Source organism: Luteibacter sp. CQ10, assembly GCF_040900725.1.
In the GTDB taxonomy this organism is placed as follows: domain Bacteria; phylum Pseudomonadota; class Gammaproteobacteria; order Xanthomonadales; family Rhodanobacteraceae; genus Luteibacter.
In genome coordinates this window covers 70950-87189 of the sequence record NZ_JAEUYM010000007.1, presented here as the reverse complement: position 1 = coordinate 87189, position 16240 = coordinate 70950, and the positions used below count along the sequence as shown (strand labels likewise).

Here is a 16240-nt window from a genome sequence, read left to right as displayed (position 1 = left end):
TGCGTCGGGTGGCCGACCCCGCCCATGCGCCAGCCCTCGCCGGGCTGGCCTCCATCGCCACGTGGCGTCGGCGTCGATGGAGTTTCGTTCTTGGCCGGGAATCCGAGCACCTTCGATCCTGCGAGGCCGCGGTCGACGCGCTGGATGAAGGCGTGTGTGCCGATGCCAGGGCGATCGAGGCATTGCGCCGCTCGCTGGACGGGCGGGCCGGGAAGCCCTGCGAGAGCGCGACGATGCGGATTCATGCGATCGAGGCGCTCACTTACCGCCACGCCCGGATGCTGGAACGACGCAAGATGGCGTTGGCGGCGCGGGACGAGGCCAGGGAGGCGCTGCGGGAGACGGCGGCGCGGATCGCCGGGTGGACGGAGCGCGAAAAGACCTATGCGGGCATCGTCGAACGCCTGGCGATGCGACGAGAGGAAGACGCCGACGACCGGGATGCGTGACCCCGGTCGCCGATGGCGGGTCAAGGGCCGGCGTCGTACGCGGCCATGTCTTCCTCGGCCAGCAACTGCTGCACCATCGCCACGCTGGCACGCCGCATCGGCCGCTCGTCGACACGGTCCAGCGGAGCCTGGCGGATCGCGTCCACCGGCAGCACGGTGATGTCGAACGGAATGCCGTCGGCGCCGAACAGCAGCACCGTGTGCTCGCTTTGCTCGTGGTCGGACCAGCGCAGCCGGCGGGTCTGGGTTTCGAGCGGGATGCCCTGCTCGCGCAGGAAGATGCCGGGAGCCTCGGGGTCGTCGCTGAACACGTGCAGGCAGACGGCCGAGTGTTCGTCGGCGGTGCCTTCGAGCACGGCGCCCACGAGGCGGGCGTCGAAGCCGCGAAGGAAACGCATGGCCTCCATGGCCGCCTCGCGACGGGCGCGCAAGGCCCGGGGTTGGGTGTCGGCGTGGAAGATGCGCTGGTGTTCGCGCAAGGCTTCTTCGATCTCGTTGTTACGGGGCAGGGCTTGCGTATCGACGATGCCGAGTCGCTCGGCGGCCTTCAGTTTCGCGTGGTGGAAGTCGCGGATGCCATGCTCGCTCATCAAGCGGGCCGCTTCCTGTGCGACGAGGACGCGATTGCGCTGCGTCCGGTCCTGGGCATGGATCCTGTGGTGTTCACCTCGTGCCATGACTCACCCCCATGTGATGTGTTCGTCTGCCAGGCGCACGCCAAACCAGCGCGCGCTCAAAAAATGTCGTAGGCGTGGTCCTGTTGTTCCTCCTGCTGTTTCTGCTGCGCTTGTGCGCGGAGACGGTCGACATCCTCGACCTTCATGATTTCACTCATCCCACCGCCGGCGGACGGCAGGCCCGAGCCGGGGTCGATCTGCACCGTGGCGATGCCGGGAGGCATGGCGAGGGTGTGCGACGGGCGATCCTTCAGCACGCTGCCCATGTAGTCCATCCAGATCGGCAGCGCCGCCTTGGCGCCGAATTCGCCGCGCCCGAGTGAGCTGAAGTCGTCGAAGCCCACCCAGACGGCCGTGGAATAGTCGCCGTTGAAGCCGACGAACCAGGCGTCACGGTGGTCGTTGGTGGAGCCCGTCTTGCCGGCGAGGTCGTCGCGGCCGAGCGCCTTGGCCGCCGAACCGGTGCCGCGCTTGATGACGTCGAGCATCAGCGAGGTGATCAGGTAGTCGTTGCGCACGTCGATCACGTGGGGCGCGAGCTTCGGCGCTTCGGTGGCGTTGTCGTGGGCGTCGGCCGGCAACACCGCATCGCCCGTGCCCGTGCCGCCGGCGCTACCCGCACTGGCCGGCTTGGCCGGGATGAGCGCGGTGGACGGCTGCGTGGGCGGTCCGGGCGGCGTGGGGTTGAGCAGGCGCTCCTGGCAATCGGCGCAGGCGCGTTCGGGGTTGGCCACGTAAACGGGCTTGCCGTCGCGGTCGTCGATGCGCGAGATGAAATACGGCGTGATGAGGTAACCGCCGTTGGCGAACACGGCATAGCCGCGCGCCATGGCCATGGGCGACACCGAGGCCGTGCCCAGCGCCAGCGACAGGTTCTGCGGCAGCGCGTCGGGCGTGAAGCCGAAGCGCGTGGCGTAGTCGCGCACGAAGCGCACGCCGATGGCGTCGAGCAGGCGCACCGACACGAGGTTCTTCGACTGCACCAGCGCTTCGCGCAGGCGCATCGGGCCGTCGAACTTGTTGTCGTCGTTGGCCGGCGTCCACATGCCGTCCGGACGCGACGGGTCGGGGAAGGCCACGGGGGCATCGTTGACGATCGACGCCGGCGTGAAACCGCGCTCGAACGCCGCCGAGTAAAGATAGGGCTTGAAACTGGAGCCGGGCTGGCGGGCCGCCATCACGGCACGGTTGAACTTCGAGCGTACGAAGCTGAAGCCGCCGACCAGGGCGCGCACGGCGCCGTCTTCGGGATCGAGGGAAACCAGGGCCGCCTGCACGGCGGGAATCTGGGTCAGGCGCCATGGGCCTTTCTGCGGTTCGGCCTTGCCGGTTTCGCTGCCGGCGGCGGTATCGGCGGCCTTGGCATTCTCGGCGATGTCGTCCTTTTCGCTGCGGATCAGGCGGACGACGTCGCCGCGCTTGAGCACGGCATCGACCCGGGTGGGCGTGGCGCCGGCACGGCCTTCATTGACGTAGGGGCGTGCCCAGGCGATGGATTCCAGGCTCAGGGTGGCCGTTTCCTTCGCCGACAGGTACACCTTCGCCTCCTTCGGACCGGTTTCCGTCACGATCCCGGGCATCATGCCCGCGACGCTGGTGTAGCCGGCGAGAACGCGGTCGTAATCCTCCGGGCCGGCCTGGGCGGGGAGTTCCTCGTGACCCTCGGGCCCGCGGTAGCCGTGACGGCGGTCGTAGGCGGAGAGCTTGCCGCGCAGGGCCTCGTTGGCGGCCGTCTGGTCGGTGCTGGACACCGTGGTATGCACCACGTAACCCTCGGTGAGCGCGTCGTTGCCCAGCTTCTCGAGCGTCTGCTGGCGCACCATTTCGGCAAGGTACGGCGCGTCGACCTCGATCTGCTGTTCATGCGGGAAGGCGTCGTTCGGCTCCTTGATGGCCTCGTCGTACTCCGCCTGGGTGATGAACCGGTTGGACAGCATCTGGCCCAGCACCCAGTCGCGGCGGGCGATCATCCGCTTGGGGTTGTTGAGCGGATTGACCACCGAGGGCAGCTGGAACGTGGAGGCGATGGTCGCGCACTGCGCCACGGAAAGCTGGTCGAGCGTCTTGCCGTAGTAATACGAGGCCGCCGCCGCCACGCCGTAGGCGCGGTGGCCCAGGAACATCTTGTTGAGGTAGAGCTCCAGGATCTGGTCCTTGGAGAGCTCGTTCTCCATGCGCAGGGCGATGAACATCTCCGTCAGCTTGCGCGAGTAGAGCTTCTCGGGGCTCAGGAAGAAGTTGCGGGCCACCTGCTGGGTGATCGTGGAGCCGCCCGGGCCCTTGTCGCCGCCGGAAAGGATCACGTGGACCCCGGCTCGGACGATGCCGTGCCAATCGATGCCGGGGTGGCTATAGAAATCGCCGTCCTCGGCCGATAAGACAGCATTCTTGAGGCGCGCCGGTACGTCGGCGATGCGGACGGGGATGCGTCGGGTCTCACCGAACGATGCGATGAGTTTGCCGTCGGAGCTCAGCACGCGCAGGGGAACCTGCATATGGTAGTCGCGCAGGACCGCGACCGACGGCAGGCGGGGCGCCAACAACCAGTAGGCGACGCCCACCGCGCCGACGACGAAAAGGATGCCGGCCAAGGCGAGGTAAAGGGCGTAGCGCAGCAGACGCTTGAGGATTCGCATGGATGGGGACTTCGTCACCGCCGTGTGGGTCGGGGCGCAGTATAGGGCCTAGGCACCTATCCGCGCCCGGCCCGGAACGCTAGACACTAGGTCAGCGGTGACGGCTAACCCGGTGATCGGATTTGTGAAATAGTGCCGGTAAGTGGCCTGGAACGGCCGTTGCCAATCCGTTAAGTTTTCGATCTAATGCCATCGCGCCACGACACACATTCCGACAAAGGCGCGGGGAACAGGGGGACATCGTGGGGCTCTTCACACCCAAATCGACGCCATTGATCGGCGTCGACATCAGTTCGACCGCGGTCAAGCTGCTGCAACTCAGCCAGGCGGGCGGGCGTTACCGGGTCGAGCACTATGCCGTCGAACCGTTGCCCCCCAACGCCGTGGTCGAGAAGAACATCGTCGAGGTCGAGGCGGTGGGCGAAGCCATTCGCCGCGCCCTGGCCCGCTCCGGCGCCAAACTCAAGCACGCGGCGGCGGCGGCGGTGGCCGGCTCGGCGGTGATCACCCGCGTCATTCCCATGTCGGCCGATCTCTCCGAGGACGACCTCGAAGGCCAGATCATGGTCGAGGCCAACCAGTACATTCCGTATCCCATCGAGGAAGTGAGCCTCGATTTCGAGGTGCTGGGCCCGGTCCGCGACAACCCCGAAATGAACAACGTGCTGCTGGCCGCCTCCCGTACCGAGAACGTGGACATGCGCATCGCCGCGCTCGACCTGGGCGGGCTCACCGCCAAGGTGGTCGACGTCGAGGCGTTCGCCATGGAAAACGCCTTCGGCATGGTCGCCGACCAGCTGCAAGTGCCCCGCGACGCCCTGGTGGCGGTGGTGGACATCGGCGCCACGATGACCACCCTGGCCGTGCTGAAGAACCAGCGCACCATCTATTCGCGCGAGCAGGTGTTCGGCGGCAAGCAGCTCACCGACGAGATCATGCGTCGGTACGGCCTGTCCTACGAGGAAGCCGGCCGCGCCAAGCGCAAGGGCGGCCTGCCCGAGTCCTACGAGATGGAGGCCCTCGAGCCGTTCAAGGAGTCGCTGGTGCAGCAGGTGAGCCGCCTGCTCCAGTTCTTCTTCGCCGGCAGCGAATACAGCCGCGTCGACCAGGTGGTGCTGGCCGGTGGCTGCGCGGCCATCGAAGGCATCACCGAGCTGCTCGAGCAGCAGATCGGCGTGCCCTGCGTGGTCGCCAACCCGCTGGCGCGCATGGCGCTTTCCAATCGCGTGCAGGCGCAGACGCTGGCCCAGGACGCCCCGGCCCTGATGATCGCCGTGGGCCTGGCCATGAGGAGCTTCGACTGATGGCACGCATCAATCTGCTCCCGTGGCGCGCCGAGCGACGGAAGCTTCGCGAACGCGAGTTCTACCTCCAGCTGGGCATGGCCTTCGGCGCGGCGCTGGTCGTGCTCATCGCCTGGTCGTTCTGGATGGACGCCCGCATCGACAACCAGGGCGAACGGAATGCCTACCTGCAGGGTGAGATCACCCAGCTCGACAGCCGTATCGGGAAGATCAAGGAACTGGAGAAGGTTCGCGCCGACCTGCTCCAGCGCAAGCAGATCATCGAGCAGCTGCAGGCCAACCGCTCGCAGATGGTCCACCTGTTCGACGAACTGGTGAAGACCATCCCGCCCAGCGCGCGCCTGTCGGGCATGAAGCAGTCGGCCGACTCCATGTCGCTCGACGGCGTCGCCCAGTCCAACTCCAGCGTGGCCGACTACATGCGCAACATCGAGGCCTCGCCCTGGATGGGCCATGCCGACCTGCGCAAGACCGAGAACACCCACGACGCCTCGCGCATGCCGTACACCTTCGGACTCGACGTGAAACTCAACACCCCGGCCGACGGCGGCGGCGACGGTGCACCGGCGTCGGCCTCGACCGCCGCCGGGGCCCAACCCGCGCCGGTCGCGCCCGCCACGACGGGAGGGGCCAAGCCGTGAAGTTCTTCGACGACCTGCGCAACCTCGACCGCAACAACGTCGGCGGATGGCCGAAGTCGGTGAAGATGTTCTTCACCGGCCTGGTCTTCGTGCTCGTCACGTTCCTCGGCTGGTACCTGTACGTCAGCGACCAGCAGGACGAACTGGCCAGCGCCGAGCAGAAGGAGGAGTCGCTCAAGCACGACTTCTCGCAGAAGCAGGCGAAGGCCGCCAATCTCGAGGCCCTGGAACAGCAGCTGGCCGAAATGAAGGACATGCTGCGCACGCTGCTTCGCCAGCTTCCCAGCAAGACCGAAATGCCCGAGCTGCTGATCGACATCTCGCAGACGGCCCTGGCCGCCGGCATCGAGACCGAGCTGTTCCAGCCCGGTCCGGAAACGCCGCGCGACTTCTACGCCGAGAAGCCGATCACGCTGCGCATGGTGGGCACCTATCACCAGTTCGGCAGCTTCATCAGCGGCGTGGCCTCGTTGCCGCGCGTGGTGATCCTCACCTTGCACGACGTGTCGCTCAAGCCGAAGGAGGCCGACAAGAAGGGCGCCCCCGCGTCGGGGCAGCTCGTGCTGCAGGGCACGGTCAAGACCTATCGCTACCTCGACGACGACGAGGCGGCGGCCGAGGCCAAGAAGGCCAAGGCGGGAGGCAAGTGATGAGCCACGTTTCCGCACGCGCACGCATCGTCCTGCTGGCCGTGGCCGCCGGCGTGGCCCTGGGTGGCTGCACCCGGGGCACGTCCGACCTGCACGAATGGGTCGACGCCGAAAAGCACAAGAAGGGTGAGCCGATCCCGCCGCTGCCGGTGATCCGCACCTTCGAGACCTTCGCCTACCAGGACCAGAACGCCCGCGATCCCTTCAGCCCGAGCTCGGCCGAAATGGACACCTCGGCGACCTCCGGCCCGCGCCCCGACGAGAACCGTCCCAAGGAGCCGCTGGAGATGTTCGCCCTGGATACGCTGAAGATGGTGGGTACCTTCGGAGCCGGCGCGGGCATGGAGGCGCTGGTCCAGGATCCGGGCGGCGTGATCCACAAGGTCCATCGCAACGAATACATGGGGCAGGCCTACGGCCGCATCACCGCGTTGAGCGAGGATCGCATCGACCTGGTCGAGCTGGTGCCCAACGGAGCCGGCGGCTGGATGGAGCGCCCGGCAAGCATCTCGGTCGGCGAAAAATGAGTATCTCGGGGATGACGCACATGACCACCACTTTCCACCGCCTGCCGGGACGCGCTCGCCGCTGGATCCTCGGCGCGGCGATGGCCGCGACGCTGGGCTTCGCAGGCCAGGCCGCCGCGGCCAATGCCTTGCGCAACGTTACCTACGACGCCCAACCGGGCGGGCGCGTGGAACTGACGCTGGCGTTCACCGAAAAGGCGCCCACGCCCAAGGTGTTCACCACGAACAACCCGCCGCGCATCGCCATCGACCTGGCGGACACGACCAACGCCTACAGCACCCGTCACCTCGACATCGCCAAGGGATCGACCTCGGGCGTGTCGATCGTCTCGGCCGGCGGGCGCACGCGCGTCACCGTGGAGCTGTTCCGCGAATCGGCGTACCGCACGCGGGTGGACGGCAACAACCTCATCGTCACCGTGAACAACGGTCCCACGGGCGCCACGACCACCACGGCGGTGGTTTCCGATCCCACCAAGGCGCTGCCGTCCAGCGCCGGCGTGCCGGTGTCCAATATCGACTTCCGTCGCGGCCAGAACGGTGAGGGCCGGGTGATGGTCACGCTCGGCGCGTCGGCCACCACCACCCCGGAAATGCATCGCGAGGGCGACCACGTCATCGTGAGCCTGCCGGGCTCATCCCTGCCGCCGAAGTTCGCCCAGCGCCTGGACGTGGTGGACTTCGCCACGCCGGTGCTTTCGATCACCTCGAAGACGGCGCCGGGCGGCGCCCGGATGGACGTCCAGACCAAGGGCGAGGTCGAGGTTTCCTCGTACCAGAACGGCAGCGACTACGTCGTGGAAGTGGCGCCGAAGAAGGCCGCCGCGCCCACCGGCAAGGCCGCCAAGGGACAGGAGCCGGTCTACTCCGGCACGCGCTTCAGCCTCAACTTCCAGGACATCCCGGTCCGCTCCGCGCTGCAGCTGATCGCCGATGAGGCCAAGCTCAACCTCGTGGCGTCCGACAGCGTCGGCGGCAGTGTCACGCTGCGCCTGGTCAACACGCCCTGGGACCAGGCGCTGGACGTGATCCTGCGTGCCAAGGGCCTGGACAAGCGCCGCAGCGGCAACGTGATCTGGATCGCGCCGCAGGCCGAGCTCGCCAACTACGAGCAGAGCCTGGCCGATGCCCGCCAGAAGGCCGAGGACAGCGCCGAACTCGTGTCCGACTACGTGCCCATCAGCTACGGCAAGGCCGAGGACATCGCCAAGCTGCTCACCCAGGGCAGCCTGCAGAGCAACGGCGCCAGCGGTGGTGCCTCGAGCGGCAACCGGGGCTTCCTCTCGCCGCGAGGCAGCGTGTCCTTCGACGATCGCACGAACACGCTGCTCATCAACGACACGCCGGACAAGATCCGCGACCTGCGCGAACTCATCTCCACGCTCGACCGCCCGGTGCAGCAGGTGCTCATCGAGTCGCGCATCGTCGCCGCCTCCGACACCTTCAGCCGGCAGCTGGGCGTGCGCTGGGGTGCACAGGCCTTCAAGACCAATTCCAGCGGGCAGGTCATCGGCACCACGCCGGATCTGAGCAGTGGCCAGACGGGTACGACGGCCGGTGGTGCGCCCAACCTCGTTACCCAGGTACACAATCTCAACAACGGCACCGCCACCAACAACACGCTGACGTTCCCCGGCGGCTACAACGTCAACCTGCCGGTGTCGCAGCCGGCCGGTAGCCTCGGCCTCGCCATCCTGGGCTCGAACTACCTCGTCGACCTGGAACTTTCTGCCGCGCAGACCGAAGGCCGCAGCGAAGTCATTTCCAGCCCGCGTGTCATTACGGCCAACCAGCAGGAGGCCGTGATCAAGCAGGGTACGGAAATCGGTTACGTGACCTACCAGGCCTCGAATTCCGGCGGTGGCGCTCAGAATGCCACCGTGCAGTTCAAGGATGCCGTACTCGAGTTGCGCGTCACGCCGACGATCACCGCCGACAGCCGCGTCTATCTGAAGATCAATGTGAAGAAGGATGCCCTGAACCAGTTCATCAACAGCCCGGGCGGCGGCTCCGTGCCGCAGATCGACACGCGGGAGATCAACACCTCGGTGCTTGTCGATAACGGCCAGACAGTGGTGCTCGGCGGTATCTACGAAATCACGAAGAACAACAACACGACGAAAGTCCCCGGACTGGGCGACATCCCCGGCCTAGGGTTCCTGTTCCGCAAAACGACTCGACAGAACGACAAGGCCGAGCTGCTGATCTTCGTGACGCCGCGCATCCTGAGCGACACGCTGCAATAAGCCCGTCGCCCCCGAAACACAACGAGCCCGCTTCGGCGGGCTTTTTTTCGTGGTTGCCGCAGGTCCCGGTCGTGCCGGGACTTCCGGCCCTAAACTTCTCGCCCTCGCTGTGGTCTGATCGGGCCTGACGCCTACGTAGAGACCCGCCGATGTCCGACACGCCGACCGCCACGACGCCGCTCCAGGAGGCCTTCGTCCGCCTGCGCGAGGAACTGGCCCGGGGGATCATCGGCCAGCCCCACCTGGTCGAGTGCCTGCTGATCGCGCTGCTCGCCGACGGGCACCTGCTGGTCGAAGGCGCGCCGGGACTGGCCAAGACCACCGCCATCAAGGCCCTGGCCACCCGCATCGAAGCCGATTTCCACCGCATCCAGTTCACGCCCGACCTGCTGCCCGCCGACCTGACCGGCACGGACATCTTCCGTCCGCAGACGGGCACCTTCGAGTTCGAGCGCGGGCCGCTGTTCCACAACATCGTGCTGGCCGACGAGATCAACCGCGCGCCGGCCAAGGTGCAGTCGGCGCTGCTGGAGGCCATGGCCGAACGCCAGATCACCATCGGCCGGCGCACCTGGCCGCTGCCCGAGCTGTTCATGGTGATGGCCACGCAGAATCCCATCGAGCAGGAGGGCACCTTCGCGTTGCCCGAGGCCCAGCTCGACCGCTTCCTGATGCACGTGACCATCGGTTATCCCGATGCGGCCTCCGAGCTGGCGATCCTGCGCCTCGCACGCGACCAGGCCCGCCAGGTGATGCATCCCGCGCCGCCGGTGGCCCACCTGTTGCGCCCGGACGATGTCTTCGCCGCGCGTGACGCGGTGCTCTCCGTGCACATGGCGCCACCGCTCGAGCTCTACGTGACGCAACTGGTGGTGGCCTCGCGCGAAGCCGGCAAGTACGGGCCGGAACTGGCCCGCTGGATCGCCTGGGGCGCCAGCCCGCGCGCCACCATCGCGCTCGATCGCTGCGCACGGGCGCATGCCTGGCTCGCCGGTCGCGACTACGTGTTGCCGGAAGACATCCACGCCGTCGCGCACGACGTGCTGCGCCATCGCGTGCTGCCCAGCTACGAGGCGGAGGCCGAGGGCGTGCGCGTGGATACCATCGTCGACCGCCTGCTGGATCTCGTGCCGCTGCCGTGAACGCCGTCGCCGCCGCCGACGGGCGCGTACGTGTTTCGTTGCCCGAACTGATCGCCTTGCGCTCGCGCGCGATGCGCGCACCCGCACCACCCGTGGTATCCCGCGCGCCGCGTAGCGGCCAGCGTCCGGGACGCCTGCACGGACGGGGCATGGACTACGCCGAATCGCGCGTCTACCAGGCCGGCGACGACGTGCGCCGGATGGACTGGCGCCTCACCGCCCGCAGCGGCGTGGCCCACACCAAGCTCTTCCAGGAAGAACGCGAAGGCCGCCTTTTGGTGCTGCTCGATACCAACGCGAGCATGCGCTTCGGCACCCGCGTGCGTTTCAAGTCGGTGCAGGCCGCGCGCGCCGCGGCGCTGGCCGCGTGGTATGCGATACGCGGCGGCGATCGCGTGGGCGTGCTCGCCTTCGGCGCGCAGCGCCAGCTGGTGAAGCCGCAGGGCGGTGCGCGCGGCGCGTTGGCCGTGGCCGGTGCCATCGCCGCCTGGGACGCCTTGCCCCCGGGCGAGGACGAAAGCCTCTCCGCCGCGTTGCAGCGGGCCGGCCGCCTGATGCACGGCGCGTCGCGCATCTTGCTGGTGAGCGACGGCTTCTGCGTCGACGAGGCCGCGCGCGGCCGCATGCTCGGTCTCGTCGGCAAGGCCGAGGTCTCCGTGCTCAACGTGGCCGATGCGCTGGAGATGACCGAGCCTCCCGCCGGGCGTTATCCGTTCGCGCATCGCGGCGTCCACTACGACGTGGCGCTGCACGCCGATCGCGAACGCGCCGCCTTCACCCGCGCCATGGGCGAGGGACGTCATCGCCTGCTCGCCCTGGCGAACGGGCTCGGCCTGCGCCAGCGGGCCATCGATACCGCGGCCGATCCGCTGGATGCCGTCGTGGCCCTGCTCGGTGCGAGGAGGCCGTGATGCAGCAGCAAAGCGGTCCGGTGTTGCGCGATATCCACGTGCCCCACGTCTCGATGTGGTGGCCGTTGGCCCCGGGTTGGTGGGCGCTGATCGCATTACTGGTCGTCGCCTGCATCGTCGCCGTCCTTGCCTGGCGTCGCCGCGCGGCACGCCGTCGCCGGGCCGATGCCGTGGTGGCCGAGTTGCGCGCGGCACGCGAACGGTATGCGACGGATGGCGATGCCGCCGCGTTCGCCGCCGCCGCGAGCCAGTTGTTGCGACGCGTGGCGCGCCTGCGCGACCCGCGGAGCGTCACGTCGTCCGGCGACGATTGGCGTCGCGTGCTCGCGACGCAGGCGCCGCGCGTGGCGGTCGATCGCCTCGTCGCGCTCGACGGGACGATGTACCGGCCGAAGGCCGAACTCGACGTCGCCGCCACGGCGCGCGATGCCGAAGCCTGGGTGAGGGCCGCCATGCGGAGGACGTCACGTGTCCCTGCCTGAGTTCGCCTGGCCCTGGGTATTCGTCGCACTGCCGTTGCCATGGTTGCTGCGCCACGTGCTGCGTCCCGTGCGGCCCGCGCAGGCGCTCAACCTGCCGCACCCCGGCCTGGCGCTGGCGCAGGGACCGATGGGGCGCGCACCGTTCGCCGCCACGGCGTTGCTCGTGCTCGCCTGGCTGTGCCTGGTGACGGCGGCGGCACGCCCGCAGTGGTTGGGGCCTCCCGAGCCGCAGCGCCGCAGCGGCCGCGCGACGATGCTGGCGGTGGACCTCTCCGGCAGCATGTCGCTCGACGACATGGAACTGGCCGGTCGTCAGGTCACGCGGTTCACCGCGGTGGAAGCCATCGCCGGCGACTTCATCGACCGCCGCGTCGGCGACGAACTGGGCCTCATCCTGTTCGGTTCGCAGGCGTATCTCGTCACGCCGCTCACCTACGATCTCGACGCCGTGCGGGCGCAATTGCACGGCGCGGTGGTCGGCCTGCCCGGGCGTGAAACGGCCATCGGCGACGCGCTCGCCGTGGCGGTCAAGCGACTGGCCGACATGCCCGAACAGGCGCGCGTGGCGGTGCTGCTCACCGACGGCGTGAACAACGCCGGATCGATCTCGCCCCGCGAGGCCGCGCGCGCGGCGAAGGCGGCGGGCGTGAAGGTCTACACCATCGGCATCGGTGCCACCGCGATGCGCGTGGACGATCTGTTCGGCGCGCATACGGTCAATCCATCGGCCGATCTCGACGTGAGCATGCTGACCGACATCGCCAACCAGACCGGCGGGCGCTTCTTCCGCGCCACCGACACCCGCCAGCTGGCCGATGCCTATCGAGCCATCGATCAGCTGGAACCGGTGCCGCAGGAAGGCGCGGCCTTGCGGCCACGTTACGAGCTGTTCCGCTGGCCGTTGATCGCCTCCCTCGTACTGTTGGCCCTCGCGGCCCTGCCGGGCCTGACGTGGCGGAGAAGCGCCGCATGACCGAGCTGCTGGCGAACTTCCACTTCATCCAGCCGGCCTGGCTGTGGTTGCTGCTGGCGGTACCGGTGGCGGCATGGCTGTTGTCGCGGCGACAGCCCGGCGCGCGCGTGCTCGCGCGGCTCGCCGATCCCACCCTGCTGCCGCACCTGCTCGACGGCGCGCCGGCGTCGACGCGCGCTCCCGCGTTCGCGCTCGCCGCCGCCGGCATCCTCGCCGTGCTCGCCCTGGCGGGGCCCACGTGGAACCGGCAGACGCAGCAGCTCTTCGCCGAGCGCAGCGCGCAGGTGGTGGTGGTATCGATGTCGCAGCACATGCTCTCCCACGACGTCGTTCCCGACCGGCTCAGTCGTGCGCGCTACAAGGTGCGCAAGCTCTACGAAGCGAATGCGGGCGGCCTCAACGCGCTCGTCGCCTATACCGGCGAAGCCTTTACCGTCGCACCGCTCACCTCGGATGCGCATAGCGTCGACGACCTGCTCAACGCGCTCTCGCCGGATACCATGCCGGTCGAGGGCGACGACGCGGGCAAGGCGATCGACCTCGCCGCCGACCTCATCCGTCGCGCCGACCTGCATGGCGGCTCCATCGTGCTGGTGACCGACCGGGTGGACGCCGATGCCGCCGCGGCCGCACGGCGCGCACGTGCCGCGGGCGATCGCGTGTCGGTGCTCGGCATCGGCACGTCGCGCGGCGGTCCGATCACCAGCCCGGACGGCGGCTTCATCAAGGATGCGCAGGGAGCCATCGTGATGGCGCCGCGCGACGACGCATCCCTCTCGTCGCTCGCCAATGCCGGCGGCGGACGCTACGTACCGGTGGCGAACGATGCCTCCGACGTTACTTCGCTGTCGGCGATGCTGCACGACGAAGGCGCCGGCAGCGCGGTCGCGGGCGCAACGTCGGGACAATGGCAGGATCGCGGCGCGTGGTTGCTGTTGCCCTTGCTGCCGCTCGTCGCGTTGGCGTTCCGGCGTGGCTGGCTCATCGTGTTCGTGTTGGCCCTTTTGCCGCTGCGCCCCGCGCACGCCGACGGCCTGGCCGACCTTTTCCGCACGCGCGACCAGCAGGCCGCGCACGCGCTGGCCGGGGGCGATGCGGCGAAAGCCCAGTCGCTCGCGACCAGCGCTTCGTTGCGCGGCGCCGCCGCGTATCGCGCCGGCGATTACGCCGCTGCGGCCGCCGCGTTGCAGGACGGCAAGGACGCCGATTCGCAATACAACCTCGGCAACGCGTTGGCGAAACAGCAGCGCTACGAGGAAGCGATCGCCGCCTATGACCGCGCGCTGAAAGCGCGTCCCGGCGATGCCGATGCGGCCGCCAACCGCAAGGCCGTCGAGGACTTCCTCAAGCAGCAGAAGCAGAACAAGAACGACGACTCGAAGAACGGCCAGGGCGGCAAGCAGGGCGACAAGGATCCGTCCAAACGCCAGCAGGGCCAGCAGGGTTCGCAAGGCGGCCAGGACAAGGACGCGCAGAAGGCGGGCCAGGACGGCAAGTCGTCCGGCGACGCGGGGGGCAACGAGGGGCAGCCCCAGCAGGGCGATCCGTCGAAGGCCGGCGAGGGCGAAGGCAAGGACGCCGGTCAGCCACAGGGTAAGGGCGAACCGCCTCAGGGTGACGCCGCCACGAAGTCGCAGGCGGAACGCGCACAGGCCGAGCGTGCGCAGTCGGCGCTCAAGCAGCAGATGGACGCCGCGCTGGGCAAGGACGGCAAGGCGCAAGACAAGAAGGACGACGGCAGCCACGACCTCGGCACGATGTCGGCGGAAGATGCGTCGTCGAAGTTGCCTGCCGACGTGCGTCGTTCGCTCATGCGCGTCCCGGACGATCCGGGCGGTCTGCTGCGGAGGAAATTCATGCTCGAGTACCAGCGTCGGCACGGCGCGGAGCCGGAGGAATGACGATGCGTAGTTTGCGGTACCCGATGATGCTCGCCCTTGCCTGGGCGCTGGCGTGGCCCATCCTCGCATGGGCCCAGGCGGCGCCCGTCGCCTCGCTCGATCGCAGCCGCATCGGCATGGGCGAGACGGTGACGCTCAACATCGAGGTGGGCGAGGGCGATGCCGATACGCCCGACCTGTCGCCGTTGTCGGCCGACTTCGTCGTGCTGGGTACGTCGACCAACCACTCGTTGAGCATCGTCAACGGACGCCGCGAAGCGCATGCGATCCTCGGCATCGCGTTGCGTCCGCGGCGCGAAGGCCATCTCACCGTGCCCTCGCTCGCGATCGGATCGCAGAAGACGCAGCCGCTCGAACTGGACGTCGAAGCGGCCGGGCACAGTGGCCCGTCGAATCCCGACGCACCGGTGCAGCTCGAGGCGAAGGTCGACCCCGCACAGGCCTACGTGGGCCAGCAGATCGACTACACGTTGCGCCTGTATTTCACCAATCTCGCGGACGGCAACCTCGGCGACCCGACGGCCGAGGGTGCCGAGGTGCGTCGCGTCGGCCAAGATGCCAACTACCAGACGATGCGCGGCAACCGGCGCTTCAACGTCGTGGAACGCCATTACGCGATCTTCCCCCAGCGAGCGGGCACGCTCGATGTCCAGCCGCCCGCGTTCCAGGGCACCGTGGTCGATCCCAACGACATGGGTGCCTTCTTCGGTTCGGGCTCGCCCGTCAGCGCCGTGGCCGAAAAGCTTCGGGTGGAGGTACGCGGGCGCCCCGCCGGTGCGGCGGACGGCGCATGGATTCCGGCGCGCGCGTTGAAACTCGCCCTCGACGGCCTGCCTGCCGACGGCAAGGCCACGGTCGGCCAGCCCCTCACGCTCACCATGCGGCTGGATGCCGTCGGCATGCCCTACGAGGCCTTGCCGGCGCTTTCCCTGCCGAAGCTCGACGGCGCCGACATCTACCCGGACAAGGCCGTCACGGGCGGGAGCACGAACGGTTCCTGGGTAACGGGACGGCGCCAGCAAAGCTTCGCCGTGGTGCCCACGCGGGCCGGCACGTTGCACATTCCCGAAACCACGTTGCACTGGTGGAACGTGGTGACCGACAAGGCCGAGGTCGCGACCATCCCGGCGCACGATATCGACGTATCGCCCGGTAGCGGAGCGGGCGGAACGAAGCCTGCCCCGCCGTCGGCATCGGCCCCGACCGCCCCGTCGTCCGTGCCACCCGCGGTGACCGCGCCGGGCCATCCCTGGCAGTGGCTCTTCGTCGGCATGGCGTCGCTATGGGTGCTGACGCTGCTGGCCTGGTGGCTGACCTCGCGTCGTCGGCCCGTCGTGGCGACGACTTCGCTGCCGGTGCCGCCGCCGCTTCGCGATGGTCCCGCACGCGACGCCTTCATGCAGGCGGCCGGACAGGGCGATGCCGCGTCGATCGAACGTGCCCTGCTCGCCTGGGCGAAGGTCCATCGTCCGGACGTCCGTTCGTTGGGCGGCTTGTCGGTGCTATTGCGTGAAGGGCCGCAACGCGATGCCATCGCGATGGTGCAGCGTGCTCGTTTCGGCGGCGGGGCGTTGCAGGGCGTTACCCTTAAGGACGCCTTTGCCAACGGCTTCGACTGGATGTCCGTGGCGAGCGGCGGGGAAGACGTATTGCCACCGCTTTATCCCCGATGAGCTCTCGCGACCTGGATTCGCCGATGCG

Annotated in this window: 14 protein-coding genes; 12 read left to right on the top strand and 2 right to left on the bottom strand. The window is 68.5% G+C overall.

What is annotated here, in order from left to right:
• The first annotated feature begins 8 nt into the window (after positions 1-8).
• Complete coding sequence (locus tag JNG39_RS20515; RefSeq protein WP_368313814.1) at positions 9-449, top strand: hypothetical protein; 441 nt, start codon at positions 9-11, stop codon at positions 447-449.
• A gap of 20 nt (positions 450-469) precedes the next feature.
• Here JNG39_RS20515 and JNG39_RS20510 read toward each other — a convergent pair whose 3' ends face one another.
• Both JNG39_RS20510 and JNG39_RS20505 read right to left on the bottom strand, forming a co-directional pair.
• On the bottom strand, positions 470-1126 hold the full coding sequence (locus tag JNG39_RS20510; protein WP_368313813.1) for a hypothetical protein: 657 nt from the start codon (positions 1124-1126) through the stop codon (positions 470-472).
• 56 nt (positions 1127-1182) lie between these two features.
• A complete protein-coding gene (locus JNG39_RS20505; protein WP_368313812.1) occupies positions 1183-3762 on the bottom strand; it encodes a penicillin-binding protein 1A in 2580 nt (859 codons plus the stop codon).
• A gap of 242 nt (positions 3763-4004) precedes the next feature.
• On the opposite strand from JNG39_RS20505, the gene JNG39_RS20500 reads away from it, so the two are divergent.
• The 11 genes from JNG39_RS20500 to JNG39_RS20450 all read left to right on the top strand — a co-directional run bounded on the left by JNG39_RS20500 (position 4005) and on the right by JNG39_RS20450 (position 16212).
• Positions 4005-5066 carry a pilus assembly protein PilM gene (locus JNG39_RS20500; RefSeq protein WP_368313811.1) on the top strand — a complete coding sequence of 354 codons (1062 nt, stop codon included), beginning with the start codon at positions 4005-4007 and terminating at the stop codon, positions 5064-5066.
• The gene (locus JNG39_RS20495) at positions 5066-5707 is read left to right on the top strand and encodes a PilN domain-containing protein (protein WP_368313810.1); all 642 of its coding nucleotides are present in this window, start codon (positions 5066-5068) and stop codon (positions 5705-5707) included. Before JNG39_RS20500 ends, JNG39_RS20495 begins: the two co-directional genes overlap by 1 nt.
• A complete protein-coding gene (locus JNG39_RS20490) occupies positions 5704-6357 on the top strand; it encodes a type 4a pilus biogenesis protein PilO (RefSeq protein WP_368313809.1) in 654 nt (217 codons plus the stop codon). The genes JNG39_RS20495 and JNG39_RS20490 overlap by 4 nt, the downstream gene beginning before the upstream one ends.
• Positions 6357-6884: a pilus assembly protein PilP gene (locus JNG39_RS20485; RefSeq protein WP_368313808.1), complete on the top strand. Its 528-nt coding sequence runs from the start codon at positions 6357-6359 to the stop codon at positions 6882-6884. Before JNG39_RS20490 ends, JNG39_RS20485 begins: the two co-directional genes overlap by 1 nt.
• A gap of 20 nt (positions 6885-6904) precedes the next feature.
• The gene (pilQ, locus tag JNG39_RS20480; RefSeq protein ID WP_368313807.1) at positions 6905-9130 is read left to right on the top strand and encodes a type IV pilus secretin PilQ; all 2226 of its coding nucleotides are present in this window, start codon (positions 6905-6907) and stop codon (positions 9128-9130) included.
• A 149-nt stretch (positions 9131-9279) separates the two neighbouring features.
• The gene (locus tag JNG39_RS20475; RefSeq protein WP_247370870.1) at positions 9280-10272 is read left to right on the top strand and encodes a MoxR family ATPase; all 993 of its coding nucleotides are present in this window, start codon (positions 9280-9282) and stop codon (positions 10270-10272) included.
• Positions 10269-11183, top strand: coding sequence for a DUF58 domain-containing protein (locus JNG39_RS20470; protein ID WP_368313806.1), 915 nt, complete (start codon positions 10269-10271; stop codon positions 11181-11183). Before JNG39_RS20475 ends, JNG39_RS20470 begins: the two co-directional genes overlap by 4 nt.
• Positions 11183-11665 (top strand): DUF4381 domain-containing protein, encoded by a 483-nt coding sequence (locus JNG39_RS20465; protein ID WP_368313805.1) that lies wholly within the window; start codon positions 11183-11185, stop codon positions 11663-11665. Before JNG39_RS20470 ends, JNG39_RS20465 begins: the two co-directional genes overlap by 1 nt.
• Positions 11658-12638 (top strand): VWA domain-containing protein, encoded by a 981-nt coding sequence (locus tag JNG39_RS20460; protein WP_368313856.1) that lies wholly within the window; start codon positions 11658-11660, stop codon positions 12636-12638. The genes JNG39_RS20465 and JNG39_RS20460 overlap by 8 nt, the downstream gene beginning before the upstream one ends.
• A complete protein-coding gene (locus tag JNG39_RS20455; protein WP_368313804.1) occupies positions 12635-14539 on the top strand; it encodes a VWA domain-containing protein in 1905 nt (634 codons plus the stop codon). Before JNG39_RS20460 ends, JNG39_RS20455 begins: the two co-directional genes overlap by 4 nt.
• Positions 14540-14541: 2 nt before the next feature.
• Positions 14542-16212 carry a BatD family protein gene (locus JNG39_RS20450; RefSeq protein ID WP_368313803.1) on the top strand — a complete coding sequence of 557 codons (1671 nt, stop codon included), beginning with the start codon at positions 14542-14544 and terminating at the stop codon, positions 16210-16212.
• The last annotated feature ends 28 nt before the right edge of the window (positions 16213-16240 follow it).

Excerpts from the sequence above, each read along its gene's own strand:
- JNG39_RS20510 (WP_368313813.1), bottom strand. The coding sequence starts at position 1,126 with ATGGCACGAGGTGAACACCACAGGATCCATGCCCAGGACCGGACGCAG.
- JNG39_RS20505 (WP_368313812.1), bottom strand. The coding sequence starts at position 3,762 with ATGCGAATCCTCAAGCGTCTGCTGCGCTACGCCCTTTACCTCGCCTTG.
- JNG39_RS20495 (WP_368313810.1), top strand. The coding sequence starts at position 5,066 with ATGGCACGCATCAATCTGCTCCCGTGGCGCGCCGAGCGACGGAAGCTT.
- JNG39_RS20485 (WP_368313808.1), top strand. The coding sequence starts at position 6,357 with ATGAGCCACGTTTCCGCACGCGCACGCATCGTCCTGCTGGCCGTGGCC.
- pilQ (WP_368313807.1), top strand. The coding sequence starts at position 6,905 with ATGACCACCACTTTCCACCGCCTGCCGGGACGCGCTCGCCGCTGGATC.
- JNG39_RS20475 (WP_247370870.1), top strand. The coding sequence starts at position 9,280 with ATGTCCGACACGCCGACCGCCACGACGCCGCTCCAGGAGGCCTTCGTC.
- JNG39_RS20465 (WP_368313805.1), top strand. The coding sequence starts at position 11,183 with ATGCAGCAGCAAAGCGGTCCGGTGTTGCGCGATATCCACGTGCCCCAC.
- JNG39_RS20455 (WP_368313804.1), top strand. The coding sequence starts at position 12,635 with ATGACCGAGCTGCTGGCGAACTTCCACTTCATCCAGCCGGCCTGGCTG.
- JNG39_RS20450 (WP_368313803.1), top strand. The coding sequence starts at position 14,542 with ATGCGTAGTTTGCGGTACCCGATGATGCTCGCCCTTGCCTGGGCGCTG.